General features: G+C 47.7%; 1 protein-coding gene and 1 pseudogene. Both read left to right on the top strand.

Annotation, left to right across the window (positions count from 1 at the left end; genetic code table 11):
• The first annotated feature begins 77 nt into the window (after nt 1-77).
• Nucleotides 78-413, top strand: a complete 336-nt coding sequence (locus tag B1A85_RS23310) for a cation:proton antiporter subunit C (protein ID WP_104549098.1) — start codon at nt 78-80, stop codon at nt 411-413.
• Nucleotides 410-912, top strand: a pseudogene (locus B1A85_RS23305) (cation:proton antiporter); the annotation flags it as partial. The gene B1A85_RS23310 and the pseudogene B1A85_RS23305, both read left to right, overlap by 4 nt.

Raw genomic sequence — 912 nt, 5'->3', positions numbered from 1 at the left:
TCTCCTAGCTTCTTACTTCTAATTTTTGCCGCTTGTCTGAACAATTACGACCAACCTTTACCCAACCAGCGAATCCCGTGCTAGAAGCGTGTATCCTTGCAACAATACTGTGTGGCTTTTTCGGCATTATCTTTAAAAAGAACCTAGTGATGAAGATCATCTCCATGGACGTGATGAGCACAGGAGTGATAGCGTATTACGTGCTGATTGCCGCCAGAGATGGTTTATTCACGCCAATTTTGGCAAACGACAAAACAGGTCTCTACGCCGATCCCGTTCCGCAAGCAGTAATCTTAACGGCAATTGTCATCGGCTTTTCGATCCAAGCATTGATGCTAGTCGGCGTGATGAAATTGGCACAAGATAACCCGACGTTGGAAAGCACCGAGATCGAAAAGAACAATATGCCATGAATACTTTAACGGTCGCTTGGATCGCCCTACCACTATTTGCGGGATTCGTCATTTATCTCATTCCCAAACTCGACCGCTACCTAGCGCTGGGTGTGACGCTGGTGTCGATGGCATATGCGTTGTCAGTCTTGATAACGCCATCGCCGCGCACACTGCAATTACTCGATAACTTTGGAGTCACATTGCAAGTCGACCGGCTCAGTGGCTACTTTATCTTAACTAACGCACTAGTTGCGACAGCAGTGATTCTGTACTGTTGGCACACTCAGAGAACGGCTTTTTTTTATATGCAGGTCGCGATTCTGCATGGCAGCCTCAACGCTGTGTTTGTCTGTGCCGACTTTATGAGTCTGTACGTAGCACTAGAGGTAGTAGGAATTGCGGCGTTTCTGTTGATTGCTTACCCCCGAACCGAACGCTCGCTGTGGGTTGGCTTGCGCTATCTGTTTGTCAGCAACACAGCCATGCTGTTTTATCTGGTGGGTGCAGTGTTGGTTTA

The organism is Chroococcidiopsis sp. TS-821, from assembly GCF_002939305.1.
Classification (GTDB): Bacteria; Cyanobacteriota; Cyanobacteriia; order Cyanobacteriales; family Chroococcidiopsidaceae; genus Chroogloeocystis.
This window is presented reverse-complemented; position numbering and strand designations above follow the sequence as displayed.